Below are 21,549 nucleotides of genomic sequence, written 5' to 3'. Positions count from 1 at the left end.
AATTTTATAACTATAGTTTTTGTTAGATGTAGTAGCTAAGCTAAGCTCGTTTAAATTTTTTATTATAAAAATTAGCCGTATAATAACCCACTAAAGAACCAAGCATTGATCCAGCAATTAGATCACTTGCAAAATGAAAGTACATAAGTAACTGACTAACTACAACTAAAACCATTAATAAAGCCCATAGCCAATGTAATTTTGGAAATAGCACCCATGCTGCAACTGAAAAAGATACTATAAAAGTAGCATGACCAGAAGGAAATGAACCATATATATTACCTGAATGAAACCAGTTAAAATCATACGCATGGTCTTTAATTAATGATGGATTATTATTAACAAAAGTAGCGGTCCAATATCTTCCAAATATTCCTTTAAGAAAGGCTTTCAAAAATTGTCCTATAACTACAGCATTAGTTATTAATAAAATTTTATATTCAAACTTACTATCTCTTTTAAAAGTAAGCTTAATAAAATAATAAATATAAAAAATGATTATTAATTTTGTAATAGATGAAGTTATATCATTAGCAAAAATTTCTAATATTCTATAATTCCTAGAATGATGATCATACAAAAACCATACTATCTGTCTATCTACAAAAAAATAGCAAAAAACTATCATTGCTATTCCAATTATAAAAAATAATATTATTTTTTTTATGTTAGACATTCAACTTATCTCCTTTACCCAAACTTTTAGATAGTAGTCACTATATTTAAAGAGTAATTCCCAATAAACTATTAGAAAATAAAAAAATAACTAAGCAAAGTGGATTTTTTATTTCCCAGTTGTTTTAAGCTACAATAATAGCCTAATATTAAGCAATTATGCATATTTTAATGAAAGCACTCCCAAATTTCTTGTGCTAGTTTTTTACTAACTCTTTTTACTTTAGCAATCTCATCTACTGATGCCTTACTTAACTCTTGCCAACCGCCAAAATACATTAGTAATGCTTTACGACGCTTAGGTCCGACACCTTCAATCTCTTCGATAACTGATGATTGTCTATTTGAGCTTACCTTTTTGCGCTGACCTTTAATAGCATGATCATGTGCAGAATCTCTAGCTTGGCGCAAAAGTAAAAATCCAGGATCATGTTCATCTAGAGTATATTCAATATCATCAAAACCTTTATAGATCTTCTCTTTACCGCTAATTCTTTCAACTCCCTTACCTAAACTAACAAGTTGAATTTTATCTTGAATACCAAACTCTCTAAATACTGACTCAGCCTGATGGATTTGACCCTTGCCTCCATCTATTATCATAACATCTGGAAGATTATTAGCTTCTAATCCAGAGCTTACTCGACGTGATACAACCTGATGAATAGCTGCATAATCATCTCCTGCTTTTACATCCTTGATATTATATCTACGATGAGATTTACGATCTTCTCCCTCATCTGTATAGACAACACATGAGGCAATAGTTGCCTCACCTTGAAAATGTGAAATATCGAAACACTCTATACGTTTAATATCTTGATCAAACTCAAGAAACTCTTTTAGCGAATCTAAACGCTTTTGATATTGAGATTTGGAACTTGTATATATATTTAATTTTTGTCGAGCATTTACTTCCGCTAGTTTCAACCATTTAAGATTATCTGCAGCTGGTGCTAATATCCAATTCATTGATTGGCCTATCTTTTGTGAAATACTTGTCATCAAATCTTGAATTTCACTAAAATCAACTTTTGATAAAATTATATTTTTAGGCCAAATATTACGAATTTCATCACTTAAATAAAAATGTGATAAAAATGTATGCATAATTGATGTTTTATCTTGATTTTTTGCATCTATATTCCAATGCCTATCTGCAACAACATCTCCATTTTGAATTTGTAATAAAGCAATACTTGCGTAATTATCTTGCATATAAATACCAACTACATCAAAAGTTTTATCAACTTGTATATCAACTATTTGTTGTTGCTGTAATTTACGTAGTACTACTAATTGATCACGATAAATCTGAGCGTTTTCATATTCCATCTTTTCTGAAGCTTGATGCATTTTATCAGATACATCTTCTAAAACACTACTAAACTTACCTACTAGAAATTTCTTTAATATTGCTAATTGTTCATTATATTGCTCTTGAGAAACCAGTCCTACACAAGGAGCTAAACAACGCTTAATCTGGTACTGTAAGCATGGCCTAATTCTAGATTTATAATACGAATTTTCACACTGACGAATAGGAAATATTTTCTGAATAATATTTAGCGTATTTTTCACTGAAGATATAGATACATATGGACCAAAACATTGGCCTTTCTTATATGCTGATTTACCACGATAAAAAAAAACTCTAGGAAACTTATCTCGAGAAATCACTAAATATGGATAACTTTTATCATCTTTAAAAAAGATATTATATTTAGGTCTGTGCTGCTTAATTAAATTACTCTCTAACAAATAAGCCTCATAATCACTTGGCGTAATAGTTATCTCAATCTTGATTACTTGGGCAGTCATCATAAGGGTTTTACTATCTTTAGCACCTTTTGAGAAGTAGCTGTTAACACGATTTCTAAGGTTTTTTGCTTTACCTACGTATATTATCTCACCATATTTATCAATCATACGATAAACACCTGAATGCGTGGTTAGATTCGCTAAAAAACTTTTTAAATCAAAATTTTTAGAATTATCAGAAATCATCTAATTTTTATTAACTAATATATATGTGAAAATGTTAACATATATACAATTTAATTTATCTCCTATATAAACATAAAGTAGAATCCATGTATCAAATAATTCCTTTTATAGAAAATAAAATTTGGATTATTGAATATCCTATAAAATACTCAGGTGTCAAATTTAGTTCGCGCACTGCCCTAATTAAGCTAGATGATAACTCAATTCTTATCCACTCGCCGTGTAAAATTGATAAGAAACTTAAACGAGAGATACTCGAACTTGGTGATGTTAGCTATATATTTGCTCCAGGAAATTTTCATCATTTATATATTAATTCAGCCCAACAAGCTTTTCCTAATGCTAAAACCTATATTTGTGAAGGTATTCAAAAAAAACAACCAAATTTAAAATATAATGGTGTCCTTACAGAAAAAACTTTGTTAGATGAATTTAAACAACAACCTACACTTGGCTCTAAAATAATGAATGAAGTCATATTGCTGCATAAAGAGACAAAGACATTGATTGTTGTTGATATTATAGAAAACATAGGCAGTAAAACTAAAAATACTAGCTTTGGTATTAAAATATGGTGGTTTATTTTTAGAATGTAGAACAAAGCAAAACCTGCACCTGAATATCAGTTTGGTTAGAAAAATAAAAAATTAGCGGCCCAGTCTCTACAAACTGTATTAGAATGGAATTTTGATAAAATCATTCTAGCTCATGGTGACTTAATCACTCAAAATGCTAAACAAATAGCCACTACGGCATGGCAAAAACCTCTTAATAAATTATAAAATATGATAATAAACACAAACAAACAATTAAATAATTTAATTTCTTCTTTAAAAGATACAAAACAAATAGCTGTTGATACTGAGTTTTACTGGATGCGTACATACTATCCAGAACTTTGTCTGATCCAGATAGCCACTGAAAAAGATGTGTTTTTAATAGATACTATTGTAGATTTAGATTTTTCGCCTCTTAAAGATATTTTTGAGGATAATAATATCCAAAAAATTATTCACTCTGCAACTAATGATGTACCTATAATCAAAAGATTCCTTAACTGTGAAGTTAACAATATCTTTGATACCCAGCTAGCAGCAACGTTTATTGGTTTTCAAATACAATTGTCACTTAAATCTCTTATGAAAGAGATATTAGATATTGATATGGAAAAAGAATCTCAATTTTCAGATTGGCGTAAAAGACCGTTATCTGAGAAGCAAATAAACTATGCTATTAAAGATGTTGAACATCTTATAGAAATAAGAAATCATCTTGATCAAAAACTAGAAAATAGTGATTATAACGATTTTTTTGAACAAGAAATGCTAAATATTCAAAAGGTAGAATTTAACTCTATAGAAAATATTCATACAAAAATAGGTAATATTCAAAAAATTGATGAAGAAACTCAGAAAAATACGATAGTAATAGCACAATGGCGTGAGAGGATTGCTCAAGAAAAAAACATCCCCATAAGTTTTATGTTTAATAATAAAATTTTATATCTAATAGCTCATACAAAGCCAAAATCTATCGAAGATTTTAAACATCAAGAACTTAAAAAGCTTAAACTGTGGTTAAAAAAAGCAATATTGTCTATACTTAGCTCTACTAACGATGTAAAAGATAATCTTATTGTAAGAAAACAAGTCGGTAATAAAATTTCATCCGAGATGAATGATAAAATAATTTTATATTTTGATACTCAAACTAAAGGTCTAGATTTTGACTCTAGTTTAATTGCTTCACGAAAAGATATTAAATCATTAGTTTATAACCTAAGTATTGATAGTAATTTTGCCAAAAATAAACTATTAAATGGCTGGCGCCAGAAAGTAGTTGGCAAAAAGTTAAAAGAGTATATACTAAGAAACATTAAATAAAATAATAACTATTCTTCTTTTTTATCTATGAGTTATATAACTAGAAATTCTAAATTTTTTCCAATGGTGTTAGCGCTATTTGCAGCATTACCTCCTTTGGCTGTAAATACATATGCTCCAGCAATACCTTTGATTGCTAGTGATTTTGGAGTTAATAATAGTACAGTTTTAACAACATTTGCTACCTATTTTGTTGGCTTTTCATTTGGCATGCTCTTTTGGGGTGCTATATCTGATAAATACGGACGCAAAAGTGTTATTATTGTAGGTAGTGTTATCTATATAATCAGCACTATTTTATGCTCATATAGCTATAACTTTCAAATGCTTGAAACTATGAGATTAATCCAAGGTTTAGCAGATTCTGTAGGTGGTGTTGTGGCATTTTCGATAGCTAGAGATTGTTATAAAGGGCCCAAACTAACCAGTCTTGTTGCATCGATTATTATGATACTACTTATAGCTCCTCTAGTAGCACCTATTATTGGAACTATACTTACAAATTTAACTCACACTTGGCAAAGCACTTTTCATTTTCTAACTGCTTATGGTGTAGTTATGCTTATATTTGCTTGCATAATTGAAGAAACTCTAGATCCCAAAGATAGAAAAAGTAGCTTACTAAAGCTAATTCCTAGTTATTTCCAACACTTAGCAAACTTTAGATTTATATTAGCAACATTTGCTAGTGGTACTATTTTTACTGCACTATTTATATATATATCATCATCTGCTTTGATATACCTTGATGACTATTCAATAGGGTCTTTCTGGTACTGTTTTTATTACGGTGTATGTTGTATTAGTGCTATTTTTGCAAATATGATTATTAAAAGAAATCCCAAGAACCTGCAACAATTAAAATTTTTATATTATAGTGTTGCTCTAATTACCCTAAGCTGCTTTATCCTAATAATATTTAATAGCCTAAATCTAGATAATTCTTTAATATACACTATATGCATGTTTGTTTTATGTACGGGTGTTTCTTTTGGTTCTACATTAATATACTCATTCGCAATAGACCAAATAGATCATAGTTTTGGCACAGCTAACTCAATAGTGAATTTCACGAAAAATATGATTGCTGCTACTGGTAGTTATATTGTAAGTTTTTATCACGGTAGAAACCTAGTGATTGTATCACCATATGCTCAACTAGGATTTTGCATACTAACAATAGCTCTGTTATTTGGTGTTTATAAGTTAACTCGAAAAAACAATAAAAATTAGACTGGTACCATAAATTTATCTAATTATCTGTTTGATAAAAAATCATAAACCAATTAAGCAATTAAGCAATTAATAATCATTCTATTACTCTACGTAGAAATCCACTTCTGCACAGAATAATTGTATAAACTCTTATAATCAAGTATATTAAATATATTACGTGTTTCTAAACATACACTCGCAACAAGGTATCATATCTACATAATAGAATAAAATATTTAGTTGAATATTTATCATAAATACTACTAAGTATAGTCTTCCTTCAAAGGAAGTATTATTAACAGAACTTGATAGGACTTAGAAATGCTAAGAACTTTTTTATACAAAAAAATTAGCAAGTTTTTATTATACAATATAAATAAACCTAGAATAGCACCATTATCTGATTATAATAAATTAATTCAGCATCTAGAAATATGCGACGTGATTCTTGTTGAAGGCAGAAGTCTAGCATCTCGAGTTATTAGCATTATTACAAGAAGTATTTGGACCCACTAGGCACTATATATTGGTCATTATGAACAACTACCAAGTGAAATCAAAAAGTTAATTTTAAAACAAAATACTAAATTGGTTCCTGGTCCAATTATTATAGAAAGTAATATTGGAGAAGGTGTTATTATTAAAAATTTAAAAATTTACGAATCAGATCATATACGCATTTGCCGGCCAAAAGGCATTTCAAAAATGCAGAAAACCACAATTATTAATTACGTACTTTCTGAATTAGGTTTACCTTATGATAACCAACAAATATTTGATCTAGCAAGATTCTTCTGTCCTTGGTGGATTTTGCCAAGAGAATGGCATTCTAGTCTATTTAATCTAAAATACCCCATGAAATTGTAACAACAATTTTGAGAATTTAGTTCCTAAAGTAGCTAAACTATAAATGAGCAATTTAGGATAAATGTAAATGAGTAATAAGAGAAAAATATATACCGTTGAATTTAAGACTAAAGTTGTCTTGGAAGTATTGGGGAAAGATCAAACAATCACACAGTTATCAGTAAAATATAATATTACGCCCAAAAACATAAATAATTGAAAAACAGCCTTTTTAGAAAATGCTGAGTTGGTAATGGATCCATCCAAATCAGTATCACAATATAAAAAAGACAATGCAAAGCTTCAAACCAAGATAGATCAGTATTCTAAGAAGGTTGGACAACTAACAATTGAGAAGGAATTTCTTGAGGGAAAGCTCGTAAGCTTGGGATTATCTGATAGAAAAGCGATGATTGATCCTAAGCATAAATTATCTGTTGTAAAACAAAGTTGCTTATTAGAAGTTTCTAGAGCTGGTTTATATTACAAGCCTGTGGTTAACGAACATAAAGAAGAAGTAAAAGCAAAGCTTATACAGATACATGAGGAGATTCCCTGCTACGGCTATATAAAAGCTCATAAGCAATTAATAGAAGATGGGTTTAGCATCTGTGAGAACACAGTACAAAAGTATCGTAAAGAGTTAGGCATCAAAGCTATATTGGCGGTGAAAAAACCAAACTTAAACTTATCTGAACCTAACAAAGAGCATGCTATTTATAGTTACAAACTAAAAGGTTTAAGCATATTGAGACCTAATCAAGTTTGGTCTACAGATATTACATATATTAAGACTGATGCTGGCACAGTTTATATGGCAGCTATTATTGATTGGTACTCTAAGGCTGTACTAAGTTGGGAGATATCCAACACTATGGATAGTAGTTTAGTTATGAAAGTTTTAAATGAAGCTCTGTATAAATATGGAGTACCAGAAATATTTAACACTGATCAAGGTAGCCAGTACACATCTAACATTCATATCCAAACATTATTGGATAAAAAAATTACTATATCTATGGATGGTAAAGGTAGAGCAACTGATAACATTTGCATCGAAAGATTTTGGAGAAGTGCTAAATGTGAGAGATTTTATTTAAATCAATATCCTGGCATTGTTGAACTAAGAAACGATGTGGATGATTATATCGATTTTTATAATAATAGAAGATTTCATGAGTCTATCAATTATAAAAAACCTATGAAATTTTATTACGATAACTTATTGGAAAAACGGGCGGCTTAGATGGGAACTAAATAATTGAAAATATTGTTTAATTTATTGGGGTAGTATAATCATAATGCACAAGAACCAACAAAATTAACTTGTTCTTTATTAATTGCAACAGCATTTGTAAAGGCAAACTTTCCTATTTTACCTATATTGGAAGGTCAAACAGCTGATGTAAAGCTTAAAGTAAACCTAGATTATTTGTTCCATCTGATTTTGATTATTCACCTTTTTTTGATATTGTAAAGTACCCTATTATTGAATTAAATGGTTTTAATAATCAATACATAGTTTGCTAAAAAAACATGTAAAGTAATAATAGAGCAAAAAAACTATGGAATAATTTTTTACATAAAAATTAGATCTTAGATATATCAGCAACATCTATAAAAAGTTTATGAAGATTTGCAAGTAAAACAATTCTATTTTGTCTAATGTTAATGTTTTCATCTATTACCATAACATTATCAAAAAATTCACTAACCACCTTAGCTAAACTACCCAGTAATTCTAAAGCATAATTATAATCTCTATTATTTATATATTTCTCAAAATCAGGAGTAACTTCCTCTATACTATAAGCTAACGCTAACTCATACTCATTACCAACATATTTTGCTAATTCTATATCATAAGCATCAGCTTTCTCTTTATCGTTTTTAGCTAAAATATTAGCCACACGTTTATTAGATGCTATTAGACTTTGCGCTTTATCTAAATTATTAAAATTACTCACAGCTTTTACTCTAGCTGCAAAATCTTTTATTGAATTATAATTTGTATTATTAATAGCTTCAAAAAAATTTACTGCAAGCCCTTCTTCTTTGTATAGGTTTTTCAACCTATCTATACAAAAAGTTATTACCTCACCTTTTACATCTGCTTTAAATTCAAGATTATTGATCTTTTTATAACTAGATATAGCGATATCAATAACTTCTTCTAAAGAAACATCAATATTTGTATCTCTTAATATGCGCAATATACCAATAGCTGACCTTCTTAGTGCAAATGGATCTTTATTACCTGTTGGTTTTTGGTTAATACCAAATATACCGATTAGAGTATCTAGCTTTTCAGCCAAAGCTACACATGCAGCAACATTAGTTTTAGGAAGCTCTGCGCCTGAATATTTTGGCCAGTATTGTTGTTCAATAGCATTTGCAACAACTTCAGATTCGCCATCTGCTTTTGCGTAATATTTACCAATAATTCCTTGAAGATCAGTAAACTCAAAAACCATATCAGATATTAAATCAGCTTTAGACAATAGTCCTGCTCTATAAGCCTGTTGTACATCAACATCATTACTTAGTTCTGCCAAGTTCAATGATATATAAGCTATTCTTTGAGCTTTTTGATACATATTACCAAGCTTATTTTGGAAGGTTACGCTCTTTAATTTAGGTAATAAGCTCTCTAATGAATGTTTCAAGTCAGTATCATAGAAAAAAGCAGCATCTGCTAATCTAGCATTCATCACTTTTTGGTTACCTAGTGTAACAGGATCAGGCTTTTTACTTTCAATGTTTGAAATCGTGATGAAGTGTGCAACCAAGCTACCTTTACTATCTAGAAGCGCAAAACACTTTTGATGCTCTTCCATCGAAGATATCAAAGCTTCCTGAGGAACTCTCAAAAAATCCTGATTAAAACTACATAACATCGCATTTGGATATTCAATAATGGCACAAACTTCTTCAACCAAATCATTATCTAAAACGACTTGATAATCATTTTGTTTGGCAATGGTTTTTGCTTGGACAACAAGCTTTTGCTTTCGTTGCTCCCAGTCTACTAATACCATCGCACTAGCCAATAAATCAACATATTCTGCTATATTCTCAACAGTTATAGCTGCCGGATGGTGAAACCTATGTCCATAAGTTATATTAGATGCCTTATGACCTAATATTTGCATATCAACTACAGCTTTACCATACATAGCTAAAACCCAATGTACAGGTCTTACAAACTCAACCTGTGAGTCACCCCAACGCATCATTTTTGGAATTGGCAATTGTTTTAAAGCTTTTGTAATAATATCTTGCAGCAACTTTACTATAGCTTGACCAGTTTGAGTCGTTTTATAAAATAGTTTGTCGCCCTTTGGGGTCTCTACCTTATCTAACTGATTTAAATCTACTCCACAAGATTTGGCAAATCCCAAACCAACTTTAGTTGCTTCACCATCTTTATAAGCAATATCTACCAAAGGTCCTTGTCTTTCAACTACAATGTCATCCTGAGATTCTGCTAAATTTTTAATAATAAAAGATAACCTTCTTGGCGAAGCAAACCATTTAGTCTCAGCAAAATCCACTTTTGCTTCTTTTAGTTGGCTCTCAACACTTGATAATAATGATTGTGATAGATTCTTAAGTGCTTTTGGCGGTAGCTCCTCCGTACCTAGTTCAAATAAAAAATCTTTTGTAACTTTACTCATTTACAGACCTTTATAAATAGTTATTTTCTAAAAAACTAATCAATTATATCATATAGAGTAATCCTATAATTTAATAATTATTATTTTTTGTAGAGCTATAACACTCATAATACTATGAGTATTAATATTTAAAAGAGCTACTTGTTTTTAGGACAAAAAGCCCAAGAGATAAATAAAGTCAAAGCAAATAATATTACCAATAAATATGCTGTTAAGATTTTTATATTAAAGAGTGTAATACTAGTACTTAGAGCACCATAATAGTAAGTACATCCCCCTACAAAAATCATTAATGGTAATGATAGTAAATAAAAGCTAAAGATATAGTACCTTTGGTCAGCTTTATAACACTAACCCATACTAAAGCATAAACAATGATAGCACATGAAACACTTAGTATTACAAACCCTTGAGATAGATTATTTGATAAACTACATATAAGAGCTATAAGCAAAGGTATATACATAGTAAAAGTTTTTGACGTCTTTAGGTTGTAACTATTAGCTAACATCTTGTGTTGCTGAATATAACCTATAGTCAAACCATTTAAACTTGCCATTATACCAACTAACCCTGTGAATAATAAAACACTATAAATATATGTATGGCCAAAGTAAACTGTCCCTGTTATTCAATACCACTTTATAAAATATTTTTATTCCTTGCTTTTATGCAGCATCTAAAATACCAGAATATACTTCATCAGGAGTCATATATCCAATACTAGAATGTAGTCTTTCATTGTTGTAAATATCAATATATTCTTTGATACCTACTTTAGCCTCTTTCATAGTTATATAATCATCATTACTACTAAATTTTGATATTGGTGTATAATAGTACACACTCTTAGATACAGATAATAGTTTAAGCTGATTATTTAAAGATAATTCTAGCTTAGTATCTACAGAGTTTACTCTATCATTTGATGATACCAAGCTTTTTAGCTTTCCCATTAAAAAATCCCTCTCTACTATTACCTCGACTAGTTTTTTACTTGTTGCATCTTTATCTTTTCTAAGCTCATCTATTTCCTGCTTATACTCCTTAACAACAGAGCTTTTATCAAATGCTAAGCAAGCATTAGATAAAAATTGCTGCTTCCAATTATGCACGTTTTTAGGAAGTAAATCATACTTACTTGCTATCTCATTAACTGTCATATCGCCTTCTAGCAATTCTATAATTACTTTAGCTTTAAAATCAGCTGTATACGTTACTCTTTTTTTACTCATTTATCTATTTCCTAATTTATCTAGTTAAGTTTAACATCTAGGAATAAAAATCTTTCTAAAATCAGTAGCTTTTTCTGGGGACATTATACTTGCTCATTAATATTTTTCTCGGACATATCACTACACTAAAACAACTGGATAATATCTAGATGCTAACATAAATCATATCTAAACAATAAACCATTACATGGTAAAAATAGTTAATTAATAATCTGATATAATCTAAATTAACCTGTTTAAAATAAAGATAACAACTTTAGTGTATATAGATACTCATTGCCATTTAGATTTCGAAATTTTTGATAAAAACCGTAAAGATTTAATAAATAAATGTAGTAGCCTAGTTATCAAATACTTTATAAATCCAGCAACTCAAAAAGCCTCATGGAATAATTTGATAACTCTAAATAAAGAGTTTAATAATGTCCATATATGTTTTGGATTACATCCTGTATTTATAAATAAACATACTAATTCTGATTTAAAAGATTTAGAGATTTATACTCAAAAACTATCAACAAAATTAATTGGTGAGATCGGTCTTGATAAAAGATTTAGTAATTTTGATAAACAACTAAAGTTTTTTTCTACTCAAGTTAATATTGCAAAGAATCTCAATAAAAAGATAATTATCCATTCAGTAAAATCTCATAATGAAACTCTTAGAATTCTCAAGGATTTAAAGTTTAAACATGGTGGAATCATTCACGCATTTAATAGTAATTGTAATATCGCTCAGAAATATATAGAACTTGGTTTTAAACTTGGAATTGGTGAAATACTTTCTCACCCTCAAACAAAACTTAAAGGTACTTTATATAAAGTTAACCCTAAAAATCTTGTTTTAGAAACAGACTCACCGGATATGAAACTCTACAACAGCAATGATAATATTAATACTCCTCAAAATATACCTAAAATTTTTGAACTCTTAAGCAATATTTATGATATAAATCCTGATATACTAAAACAACAAATTTATAATACCAGCTTAGAATTTATCTAAAATGTATATATCTAACTTACGCCTACAAAACTTTAGAAATATACCTTTTAAAAGTTTTGATTTTAAAGAGAATATAAATATAATAGTTGGTAAAAATGGTTCAGGCAAAACATCAATTCTTGAATCAATTTATTTTTTATCTCATAGTAGATCATTTCGTAGTTCTCAGTTAAGTAGAATAGTAAACCACGGCACTGATGAATTTATAATTTATACGAAATCTCATAACCCGGATGAAGTAACTATCTCTATATCACGTAAAAAAAATAGCAACAACATTTCAAAGCTAAATACAGAAATCCAAAAAAATCATACGGAAATAACTCGAACTCTACCAATACAATTAATTAATCCTGAAAGCTTTAATATTATAAATTCTGGAGCGCAACAAAGGTGCAAAGTTCTTGATTGGGGCGCTTTTTATCTTGATAAAACTTTCTTAAAAATATGGCAACAAACTAAGTTCCTTGTAAAGCAAAGAAATTCTGCTCTTAAACAAAACTATCCTTATACTTATATAATTAGTATAGATAAAAAACTTTGCGAGTTTGCTAATCTGTTAGATACTAAAAGACATCTTTATTTTACAAAATTAAAACCTAAAATTCATGAAACTCTTGGTCAATTTAATTCTAATTTAGATCTAGATATTGAATATTCCCGCGGTTGGAGTTCAAATAAAGAATTATCGCAAGTGCTTGAAGAAGCTTTTAATCATGATAATAAATATAAAGTTACTAACCATGGACCTCATAAGGCTGATATAGCCCTAACAGTTAACAATAAGCCAATACAAGATATTTTCTCAAGAGGACAGCAAAAACTTCTTATTTGTGCTATCAAGTTAGCTCAAGGTGAAATACATAATCTTGAGAATGAAAATAAATGTATTTATCTAATAGATGACATAACCTCTGAATTAGATAATATTCATACTCAAACATTATTTGATTATTTTAAAAAGTTAAAATCACAAGTTTTTATTACAACAACAGAAAAAAATAAAATAGATAGGTTTGTTGATTTAGATAGTCATATTTTAGAAATATAAATATTGTAGGATTTTAAAATAATGAAAAAACTATTACTTATCATTTTTGCAATCTTTCCTATAATAATATTTGCAGATACTATATGTGATGGTAATACCTATGAAATAAATAAATGTCTAAAATCACAAATGCAAAAACTTGATAGTAAACTAGATAACATACAAAATCACAATATTAAAAACTTCAAGAAATATCGTAATAAAATATGTTCGGATATTAGTGCTACCTATAATGGAGGAAGCTATGAATCAGTTAAATATGGTAACTGTATAATATCTATGGATAGGTGGTTTCTAAGGCAATTACAAAAATAAAATTAATATAGAATATAATATTGCTAAACTAATGATCTTGTTTGACAATATTTATTACTACCATTTTCTGAACAATAATCATCTATTTGAACTCGTACAGTTTCTTTTGAGCAGTACCAATTATCTCTAGAATCACAAGGTTTATTTGCTATTTCATTATCGCTAGAATCTTGAGTTTCTATAAATGCAGCTACCACCAATAATAATCAATATTTTTTTATATTCATTTAATCTAGCTATTATTTATTCCACTATGGATAAGTCATACTGATAGTAAGGGTCTATAACACCTGTAACTAATAAACCCTAGCAATCGCATTTAACGAATTAGTTCTTTCTTTACATATTTAAATTAAATAATCTTGATTAACATTAACACCCCCAAAGGTCTGAATTTTCTTCTGGAAAGTACCCTTTTTCATGAGAATAAAGAGCAATTTCATTAATATAGATTCGTGCTTGAATATCTGCATTAGAAATTTTTGCCCTAGTTTGATAATTTGAATACATCGGCATCGCTATTGCAACTATAATTGCTATTATAGCTATGATTACAATTAACTCAACTATTAAAAAACCTTTACTCTTCATACTGATCCATGCAGTATATTAATTTAACTATTAAATAACCTTATAGATTCATCAACAAACTGCTGTAACAATTCTGAATTAGGTATAGATGGATCTATCGTTAAATCATCTGTATATAAGTTTATTGAATAATTAGAATCTTCTTTATTATAACCAAATAATATTAAGTTGATCTATATACTGCGCTAGCCACCTCTTGCCATTAATTTCTGTAGTCGTACATTTATATATACTAGTACAGTTAACTGTTAATTTTTTTTGCCCAAGCTGAATGAAAGTAAAAATGTTAGGATCCGTTGTAGGATTATATAATGACTTAACAAGTTTATTTTTAAATGATGGATCTCCTTTACAAGATTCAGGTACTTGAGACTGAGCTAATCCCACTCCAACACAATTCCAAATAATGCTCCCAGATGTTAGTTGGTACTAAAGATATTGATGAATTAATAACGATATCATTTGTGTTCAAAACCATAGTTCCGTTATCTTCAATATGAAAACTACTTGGTATATCTTTAATTTTTTCTAAAGAATAATTAATGATTCCTGATTCATTTGACACATATTGTGAAATAGACTTTAATTTCTCTAATTCTGAAAAAAGCCTATTCCTTACTCTATAATTTGCATATACTGGCATTGCAATAAAAATTAAAACTGTAGCTAATGCTATTATTGTTATTAACTCAATTAAAGAAGTTTCTTCTTTTATATACATAATTAACTCTATATCCCTGCTCTAAATCAAAGAAGTTATTAGAATAGCGTATATTTTTTTAAATCACATAGAAAAAATTGATAACACTAATTAAAAACCAATAAGCAAAATAAAATATATATACAACAAAAATCAAAATATAAGATTTATATTGTTAGAATAACTAGCATTAATGCTAATTATTACCTATATAAGCTGATAGAATAAAGCCAGTAGTATAATGTCAATTATTACTATATATAACTATGTTAAATAAAGCTCTAATTTTATTATTTTTAATCATCACCCTATCAAGCTGTGCTGATTCTAAAGATAAATTTTACAATAAAAATTTATGGGATAAATATCATAAAAAGAATTCCAGCACTACATATAACAAATCGTTATCCAAGCTTGAGAGGGCTCAGAAAAATCACAAATCTTATTTTAATTATACTCCTTATGGTGCTTATTCTAAATAATAATTCTTTTATAAAAAGCTTCTTTATCATAGCAATATATTACTATAAAATTTAACTATTATTTTAAACTATAAAAATTATGATGCGCCTACTAATAATATCTATATATCTACTACCAACTATACTATTTGCAAATATTCAAATTAATAATTCTTTTATCTAGAAAATAAATATCAAGGCAAACTTGGTATCTATAGTATAAACAGTCCAAATAAGACTTCATTTAAATATAACGAAAACTACCATTTCCCAATTTGTAGTGTTTTTAAATTTTTATTAGTTGGTGCTGTTTTAGAACATGATATGCATAATAAAGACTTTTTAGATAAAAAAGTATTAATTACAAAACAAGATGTCAAAGAGCTTGGTTATACTCCAATTACTGGAAAAATATCAATAAATCACTTACAATTTCACAACTTTGCTTTGCTGCAATTCTCAGTGATAATGCAGCGGCAAATATTCTTATCAAACAAATTGGTGGAATTAAAAACGTTGACAAATTCGTCAAAAAAATAGGTGATAATGATACTCTAATAAAAAATTCTGAACCTAAAATAAACTATACTGCACCAAATAGCAATGTAAACAAAACTACTCCTAAGGCTATTACAACAGATATTTATAAATTAGCTTTTGGGAATATTTTAGATAAAAAGCATAAAGATATATTTATTAAATATCTTCAAGATAATACTACTGGTAAAAATAGAATAGCCATAGGTATGCCTAAAAACTGGATAATTGGTGATAAAACAGGAACTTGTAGTAAATATGGTGCAACTAATGATGTTGCTATTATATGGCCTAAAAATGGACAACCTTTTGCTTTAGGTGTTTTATATACAAACCCTAATGACAAAAAAGCTCCAAGTAATGAGAAAATAATACAACAAGTATCTGAGATAGTAGGAAATAATATATCAATCAAAAACTAAAAATAAGAAGTACGCCACATTGATGAAACATTATTAACAACTATATTTCTATCTGGAATATTAGTTAAAAAATACAATCCCGTACGCTGCTCAATATTTTTTATAGAAACCCTGTAGTTTGCAATCTTTCTTTTATCAACTCTTGCATTTGGCATTACAAAAGCTATGGCTTTATTCTTAGAAGGCACATAAATTATTTTAAAAAAATAATCAGGAACTGCTATTTTATTATCGCCTATAGTTTTATGAATTTTCTGCTTTTTATAGATTGGTCCTGTATAAATATATACACTATCATACATATTTGCCCAGATACGCTCATCTATTTCTAATCTCTCCCAACCTTGTCTATTAAGACCTGCTTTCTGTGGCGACATATTTGATAACAAGAATGATTCTTCTGCGGACTTTTTACTAAAATCCATAGATGCGTAAGATGCCAAATGTCCTCTATCATAACCAGAATGCGAATAATCACCTAACGTAGTTCTATAAACAAAAGGAACATTTTCATCCTCTTTAAACTTATCATTCCTTTTAAGTTTATTTGCCACTTTTGCTTTTGTTAATTTAAAGGCAACCCAGCTTGCTTCTTTAGTTTTATAGTTATAACCGACTACATAGCCATCTCTACACAAATATAAATTTGTCTGACCTAAACCATTTGTTACATTAAAGCTAGGATTACCATAAATTAAAAAATCATGACAATAATTAGCAACAGCTGGTAAAGACCTCTTAGGTGAATATTGCTTTAGATCATTAAATTGATTTGCTTGTTGTTTTTTAACATCATCACTTTGAGAAAAAAACTTAGCTACAATATTTTCATTATCTTTAGCAGTATAGTTATCCTTTACAGGCTCACTTGAGAAATAATTATAGATATTGTGCCTAAAGATAATAAACTTCTGTTTTAGATCATATTTATCAAAAAAAGTTCCTGAAAATCCACCTGTAATAGCTAACCCTAAAAATATAAATATTTTTATAAACTTAAAAGTATAACTTTTACGATTTTTAGAATTATCTTTTTTATCTGTTGTTTTCTTTATCATTGTTAATACTTATATAGATACCGTGATTTTGATCACAGTATTTATAATTTAGTTATGTTATTTAATATGTCTTGTTTTGAATAGTAAGAAATCTCTAACTTCTTGCTCTTCAATCAAAGGTAAAACTTCTTTTCTGATTCGGCTATAGTAATTATTGATCGTTTTCTTCTCAGTGTATGTTAACATCCAAGTTTCGATCATACTATATTCATAAGGAATTAAAGTTAACTCTTCAAAACAATAAAACTGGCCATGGCCAGTAGGTGATTCTTGATTACGTTGTTTTACATAGCATAAGTTCTCTATTCTAATGCCAAACTCTCCAGGAAAATATACTCCAGGCTCATTACTTAGAATCATACCGGGCATCAGCTCTACTTTTGAAGCTGAATTTATTCTTTGAGGACCTTCATGCACTCCCAGAAAACTACCTACCCCATGACCAGTTCCATGGCTATAGTCTGCACAAAAATGCCATAGATGCTCACGAGCTAGAACATCAAGGTGAGAACCTGTTGTTCCTCTAGGGAAAACTGCACTACCAAGACTTAAATGTCCTTTTAGTATTAAAGTATAATACCTTCTGTGCTCTTTTGATGGTCTACCAAAATGTAGTACTCTTGTAATATCCGTTGTTCCCTCTTTATACTGGCCTCCTGAATCACATAAGAAAGGTGCATCATCTTTGATTTCTTTATTTGACTCTTCTGTCACACTATAGTGTGGTAAAGCCCCATGCTCAGCATATCCAGCTATATAATCAAAGCTATCTTCTAAATAGTTCTTTTGTTCCAAACGATATTCTGCTAATTTTGTCTTAGCGCTTAGCTCAGTAGCGCCTTGGTAGTTGTTTTCCATCCAATGCCACCATTTAATAAATGCTGCAGCATCTTTTTTATGTGCATCTTTAGCACCATTTATCTCTATCGAATTTTTCAACGCTTTACTTATAACTATGGGATTGTCACCCTGTATTAGCTCACTATGTTCATTTTCATTTACAGCTGATTTAACAGCATAACTTGCGACATTTTTATCAATCACAAATTTTGCAGCAAACCTCTTTAAATCATTAAAAAAATCTTCATAATTCAATATTACAACATTATTTTGATTAAGTTGATCTAACACTTCATCAGTAATTTTATTACTATTAATATATAAAAACGTACTCTCAACTGTTACAGCCATGTAACAAATAGCTAGAGGTGTATTTTTTATATCTCTGCCTCTTATATTTAATGCCCACATAATTGAATCTAAACTTGTTTCAATTAAGCATTCTGCATTTATAGACTTGAGATAGCTTCTAATACTTTTTAATTTTGAATCAACAGATTGACCGGCATATTGAATCTCATGAATAAAAACTTTCTCAGTTGGGACAGATGTTTCTTGATTAAGCTTTTCTTGAGCCTTTGCCACTAAGTTTTCACTATCAAAAACAACTTTTCCGCCATTTTTATTAGCCATAGAGAGTAGGTTTTCAGCTCTATTAATACCAATTTTTTTAGGATCTATAGCCAAAGTTTTATTCATAAAATTTTCTTTTAACCATTCCTCAATTTTTGATTCAGAACTAATTTGTTTTAGTAAAGTGAAATCTTGCTTATCTAATTGAGCTTCGGCCTGGGAAAAATATCTGCCATCAGTTGATAGAAAAGATTTATCCATTGTCACCAACACATCACCAGCAGAACCATCAAACTCACTAATCCAGGCACGATACTGCCAACATTTTGGTAAATATTCGTTATTATGATCATCTGTAGAAGGTACTAAATAAAAATCATAGCCCTTCTGCTTCATTATTTCTTTTAATACTTGCAACTTCTCAGACATTTACATCCCCTTAATACTTTCTTTTAACTTACTCAAACCATACAAATGTAGCTTGTCTGCCCGTTATACCTTCTTTACGATATGAATAAAACCTTTTATTACTATATGTACACAAACTAGAATCGACTATATCAAAACAATGGTTATCATTTAATATTTGTTTAGCAATAAATTTCATATCAAACAAATATTTATCATCACTTTTTTGTCTAAAAGCTTGACCAAAATTTTCATGCTGTTGCAAAAACTTATTGTGAATATCTCCGCCAACCTCATAATATGGTTCACTAATACAAGGCCCAAGCCATGCAACTATATCAAGACCAACGAACTCTTTTAAAGTTTCTTCTAATATACCTTTAGATAAGCCTTTCCATCCTGCATGAATAGCAGCTACTTTTGTCATTCTTTTATCAAATAAGATTATCGGCAAACAATCTGCAGTTAAAACAACACAAGCCTGTTTTGGCCGACTTGTAAATATAGCATCACAAAACTCACCATCATATTCATCAAAGTTTTTAACAATATTAGTATGATTTTGTCTTAGCCACTTAACATCCGCGTTCACATATGATTTAAATAGATTTCTATTTTTTTCTACTACTAAATGTTTATCTCCAACATTATCTGATAAATTTAATTTAGCATATTTTTCTTTACTAAAACCTTGTGTGTTATTGGTATACCCCAGTTTAAGCCTAGTAAAAGGAGTATTAATAAAAACTACTGACATGTTTCAAATACCTATTTTAGATTATTTACAACCATAACGATTTTTTACATAATTTTCGACGATTTCAATAAATTCTCTGGAAAGATTATTTCCTCTTAATGTATGAGCTTTTTTACCATCAATGAAAACTGGTGCAACTGGAGACTCACCACTACCTGGCAAACTTATACCTATATCAGCATTTTTAGATTCTCCAGGGCCATTTACAACACATCCCATCACAGCTACTTTCATACTTTCTACACCTTTATAATGCTCTTTCCATTGATGCATTTTTTCATCCAAATGTTCTTTTACCTGGCTAGTTAATTCTCTAAAAAATGAACTAGTAGTTCTACCACAACCAGGACATGATATTACACTCGGAGTAAAGGTTCTCATACCTAAGTTTTGTAAAATCTCACGACAAACTCTGACTTCTTCTGTACGTGGGGCATTTGGTGCAGGTGTCAAAGACACACGTATGGTATTACCTATGCTTTGTTGTAGTAATATACCTAAACTAACAGCACTAGCCACAATACCTTTGGTACCCATACCAGCTTCTGTAAGCCCTAAATGTAAAGCATAATCACACTCTTTTGATAATTTTTGATACACTGCTACTAAATCTTGGACTTCACTTACTTTACAAGAGATTATAATTTTATCTCTAGCTAAGCCAAGTTCTTCAGCATATTTAGCACTTTCTAACGCTGATGTTATCAAAGCTTTATGCATAACTTGTTGTAAACTTAAAGGATTCTCTTGAGCATTATTTTCATCAATTAACCTAGCTAAAAGCGCTTGATCTAAACTTCCCCAATTTACACCTATACGTACAGGTTTATTATTATCTATCGCAATTTTGACTATCTCAGCAAATTGTGTATCTTTTTTCTTACCAAAACCGACGTTCCCAGGATTTATACGATATTTTGCTAAAGCTTTAGCACACTCTGGATACTTACTAAGAAGTGTATGTCCGTTATAATGAAAATCACCAACTATTGGTACATAGCAATTATGCTTGGATAATTCTTTAATAATCTTAGATACAGCTGCTGCTGCTGGTTCATCATTTACTGTAATTCTAACTATTTCACTTCCTGCTTTATGCAGTGCTAAAATCTGTTTAACCGTTTTTTCAATATCTGCGGTATATGTGTCAGTCATCGACTGAACTACAACTGGATTATCTCCTCCAATTAAAACACTACCTACTTTTACAACATTTGTTTTATTCATATAAAAGATTCCAAAAAAAATATATTTATACTTCAAATAATCATACGAAAATATACAATGTAAGA

21 protein-coding genes and 2 pseudogenes are annotated in these 21,549 nt (G+C 29.3%); 10 read left to right on the top strand and 13 right to left on the bottom strand.

The window, feature by feature from the left end:
• Window positions 1–40: 40 nt before the first annotated feature.
• Entirely contained in the window at window positions 41–676 is a 636-nt protein-coding gene (locus tag CDV26_RS04530; RefSeq protein ID WP_088772277.1) for a phosphatase PAP2 family protein, read from the bottom strand.
• A 167-nt stretch (window positions 677–843) separates the two neighbouring features.
• Window positions 844–2,682 (bottom strand): excinuclease ABC subunit UvrC, encoded by a 1,839-nt coding sequence (uvrC, locus tag CDV26_RS04525; RefSeq protein ID WP_088772276.1) that lies wholly within the window; start codon window positions 2,680–2,682, stop codon window positions 844–846.
• 86 nt (window positions 2,683–2,768) lie between these two features.
• Here uvrC and CDV26_RS04520 point away from each other — a divergent pair, with 86 nt between their 5' ends.
• The 6 genes from CDV26_RS04520 (at window position 2,769) to CDV26_RS04500 (ending at window position 7,872) form a co-directional block, all read left to right on the top strand.
• Window positions 2,769–3,278, top strand: a complete 510-nt coding sequence (locus tag CDV26_RS04520) for a DUF4336 domain-containing protein (protein ID WP_088772275.1) — start codon at window positions 2,769–2,771, stop codon at window positions 3,276–3,278.
• A 189-nt stretch (window positions 3,279–3,467) separates the two neighbouring features.
• The gene (locus CDV26_RS04515; RefSeq protein WP_088772274.1) at window positions 3,468–4,565 is read left to right on the top strand and encodes a ribonuclease D; all 1,098 of its coding nucleotides are present in this window, start codon (window positions 3,468–3,470) and stop codon (window positions 4,563–4,565) included.
• A gap of 27 nt (window positions 4,566–4,592) precedes the next feature.
• Entirely contained in the window at window positions 4,593–5,798 is a 1,206-nt protein-coding gene (locus CDV26_RS04510; protein ID WP_088772273.1) for a multidrug effflux MFS transporter, read from the top strand.
• Between the two features lie 687 nt (window positions 5,799–6,485).
• Complete coding sequence (locus tag CDV26_RS12020; protein ID WP_157671460.1) at window positions 6,486–6,647, top strand: hypothetical protein; 162 nt, start codon at window positions 6,486–6,488, stop codon at window positions 6,645–6,647.
• A 67-nt stretch (window positions 6,648–6,714) separates the two neighbouring features.
• The gene (locus CDV26_RS13530; protein ID WP_169709695.1) at window positions 6,715–6,846 is read left to right on the top strand and encodes a transposase; all 132 of its coding nucleotides are present in this window, start codon (window positions 6,715–6,717) and stop codon (window positions 6,844–6,846) included.
• Window positions 6,847–6,879: 33 nt separating this feature from the next.
• Window positions 6,880–7,872 carry an IS3 family transposase gene (locus CDV26_RS04500; protein WP_088772271.1) on the top strand — a complete coding sequence of 331 codons (993 nt, stop codon included), beginning with the start codon at window positions 6,880–6,882 and terminating at the stop codon, window positions 7,870–7,872.
• 343 nt (window positions 7,873–8,215) lie between these two features.
• Here CDV26_RS04500 and glyS read toward each other — a convergent pair whose 3' ends face one another.
• The 3 genes from glyS to CDV26_RS04485 all read right to left on the bottom strand — a co-directional run bounded on the left by glyS (window position 8,216) and on the right by CDV26_RS04485 (window position 11,538).
• The gene (gene glyS / locus CDV26_RS04495; RefSeq protein ID WP_088772270.1) at window positions 8,216–10,303 is read right to left on the bottom strand and encodes a glycine--tRNA ligase subunit beta; all 2,088 of its coding nucleotides are present in this window, start codon (window positions 10,301–10,303) and stop codon (window positions 8,216–8,218) included.
• A gap of 289 nt (window positions 10,304–10,592) precedes the next feature.
• Window positions 10,593–10,862 carry a hypothetical protein gene (locus tag CDV26_RS04490; RefSeq protein WP_088772269.1) on the bottom strand — a complete coding sequence of 90 codons (270 nt, stop codon included), beginning with the start codon at window positions 10,860–10,862 and terminating at the stop codon, window positions 10,593–10,595.
• Window positions 10,863–10,971: 109 nt separating this feature from the next.
• Window positions 10,972–11,538, bottom strand: a complete 567-nt coding sequence (locus CDV26_RS04485; RefSeq protein ID WP_088772268.1) for a transposase — start codon at window positions 11,536–11,538, stop codon at window positions 10,972–10,974.
• A 259-nt stretch (window positions 11,539–11,797) separates the two neighbouring features.
• Here CDV26_RS04485 and CDV26_RS04480 point away from each other — a divergent pair, with 259 nt between their 5' ends.
• From CDV26_RS04480 to CDV26_RS04470, 3 genes are read left to right on the top strand one after another with little or no spacing between them, the layout of a single operon-like run.
• Window positions 11,798–12,544: a TatD family hydrolase gene (locus CDV26_RS04480; RefSeq protein WP_088772267.1), complete on the top strand. Its 747-nt coding sequence runs from the start codon at window positions 11,798–11,800 to the stop codon at window positions 12,542–12,544.
• A gap of 1 nt (window position 12,545) precedes the next feature.
• Entirely contained in the window at window positions 12,546–13,595 is a 1,050-nt protein-coding gene (recF, locus tag CDV26_RS04475; RefSeq protein WP_088772266.1) for a DNA replication/repair protein RecF, read from the top strand.
• 21 nt (window positions 13,596–13,616) lie between these two features.
• Window positions 13,617–13,910, top strand: coding sequence for a lysozyme inhibitor LprI family protein (locus tag CDV26_RS04470; RefSeq protein ID WP_088772265.1), 294 nt, complete (start codon window positions 13,617–13,619; stop codon window positions 13,908–13,910).
• Between the two features lie 23 nt (window positions 13,911–13,933).
• Here the strand turns inward: CDV26_RS04470 and CDV26_RS12015 are convergent, their stop codons facing one another.
• The 4 genes and pseudogenes from CDV26_RS12015 to CDV26_RS04455 all read right to left on the bottom strand — a co-directional run bounded on the left by CDV26_RS12015 (window position 13,934) and on the right by CDV26_RS04455 (window position 15,222).
• Window positions 13,934–14,107: a hypothetical protein gene (locus CDV26_RS12015; protein ID WP_157671458.1), complete on the bottom strand. Its 174-nt coding sequence runs from the start codon at window positions 14,105–14,107 to the stop codon at window positions 13,934–13,936.
• Between the two features lie 288 nt (window positions 14,108–14,395).
• Window positions 14,396–14,501: pseudogene (locus tag CDV26_RS13950) on the bottom strand (prepilin-type cleavage/methylation domain-containing protein); the annotation flags it as partial.
• Between the two features lie 147 nt (window positions 14,502–14,648).
• Window positions 14,649–14,888: a hypothetical protein gene (locus tag CDV26_RS04460; RefSeq protein ID WP_088772264.1), complete on the bottom strand. Its 240-nt coding sequence runs from the start codon at window positions 14,886–14,888 to the stop codon at window positions 14,649–14,651.
• Window positions 14,860–15,222, bottom strand: coding sequence for a pilus assembly FimT family protein (locus CDV26_RS04455; RefSeq protein WP_088772263.1), 363 nt, complete (start codon window positions 15,220–15,222; stop codon window positions 14,860–14,862). Before CDV26_RS04455 ends, CDV26_RS04460 begins: the two co-directional genes overlap by 29 nt.
• A 543-nt stretch (window positions 15,223–15,765) precedes the next feature.
• Here CDV26_RS04455 and bla point away from each other — a divergent pair.
• Window positions 15,766–16,621: pseudogene (gene bla, locus CDV26_RS04450) on the top strand (class A beta-lactamase).
• Here the strand turns inward: bla and CDV26_RS04445 are convergent.
• The 4 genes from CDV26_RS04445 to ispG are packed head-to-tail and all read right to left on the bottom strand — an operon-like array spanning window position 16,618 to window position 21,484.
• Complete coding sequence (locus CDV26_RS04445; RefSeq protein ID WP_088772262.1) at window positions 16,618–17,679, bottom strand: DNA/RNA non-specific endonuclease; 1,062 nt, start codon at window positions 17,677–17,679, stop codon at window positions 16,618–16,620. The pseudogene bla and the gene CDV26_RS04445 overlap by 4 nt on opposite strands.
• Window positions 17,680–17,736: 57 nt before the next feature.
• On the bottom strand, window positions 17,737–19,521 hold the full coding sequence (locus CDV26_RS04440; protein WP_088772261.1) for an aminopeptidase P family protein: 1,785 nt from the start codon (window positions 19,519–19,521) through the stop codon (window positions 17,737–17,739).
• A 28-nt stretch (window positions 19,522–19,549) separates the two neighbouring features.
• The gene (gene pgeF / locus CDV26_RS04435; protein WP_088772260.1) at window positions 19,550–20,257 is read right to left on the bottom strand and encodes a peptidoglycan editing factor PgeF; all 708 of its coding nucleotides are present in this window, start codon (window positions 20,255–20,257) and stop codon (window positions 19,550–19,552) included.
• A 21-nt stretch (window positions 20,258–20,278) separates the two neighbouring features.
• The gene (gene ispG / locus CDV26_RS04430; RefSeq protein ID WP_088772259.1) at window positions 20,279–21,484 is read right to left on the bottom strand and encodes a flavodoxin-dependent (E)-4-hydroxy-3-methylbut-2-enyl-diphosphate synthase; all 1,206 of its coding nucleotides are present in this window, start codon (window positions 21,482–21,484) and stop codon (window positions 20,279–20,281) included.
• Window positions 21,485–21,549: the final 65 nt, after the last annotated feature.

Source organism: Francisella halioticida (assembly GCF_002211785.1).
Taxonomy (GTDB): domain Bacteria; phylum Pseudomonadota; class Gammaproteobacteria; order Francisellales; family Francisellaceae; genus Francisella; species Francisella halioticida.
Note: the sequence above shows the minus strand (reverse complement) of the source record. Positions and strands in the feature narration are given on the sequence as shown.